This window comes from Leucobacter sp. M11 (assembly GCF_035726885.1).
Classification (GTDB): Bacteria; Actinomycetota; Actinomycetes; order Actinomycetales; family Microbacteriaceae; genus JAPFRB01.
In genome coordinates, this window is sequence record NZ_JAPFRB010000002.1 from 371824 (window position 1) to 372300 (window position 477).

The 477-nt window shown below is 59.5% G+C and carries 1 protein-coding gene and 1 pseudogene; one reads left to right on the forward strand and one right to left on the reverse strand.

The features are described from left to right. Positions 1 to 170 (reverse strand): annotated as a pseudogene (locus OOT08_RS06035) (GuaB1 family IMP dehydrogenase-related protein); the annotation flags it as partial. Between the two features lie 138 nt (positions 171 to 308). Between OOT08_RS06035 and OOT08_RS06040 the strand changes: the two are divergent. Next, positions 309 to 477: 2-oxoglutarate dehydrogenase E1 subunit family protein (locus OOT08_RS06040; protein ID WP_442916202.1), on the forward strand; the 169-nt coding region annotated here is incomplete at its 3' end.

Sequence of the window (477 nt, forward strand, 5' to 3'; positions counted from 1 at the left end):
TTCATGTTGGCGGAGACGATCGGGAGCGTTGCCCGGGTCGGCTCGTTGGGGGTGAGGGAGACGTCGAAGCGGCTGCGCACATCGGTGCGCTGCGGGACCAGAAAAACGTCCGCGTAGGTGAGATCGCGGGGAAGATCGCCGCGCTGGTCTTCGTCGTGCAGATATCTCATGGTGCTTACGCTACCCCCGAGGGACTCACACGCACAGCACGGTTTTTTGTCGTAGGCTTGAAGCTGGGGTAGGCATTGCTGCTTGACCCCCATGCTTGCATACTGCGCGTGTTCGTTCGGAGAGAGAAGGCGATCGGCTTGACTGGCCAAAAGACAGAACCCAGCCACGGAAACACTGCAGAGGATTTTGGCGCAAACGCCTGGTTAGTCGACGAGCTGTATAAGCAGTACCGCGAGGACCCGAAATCGGTGGATGAGTCCTGGTGGCCCGTGTTGGAACAGTACCAACCGGAGGAAACGGGAACGG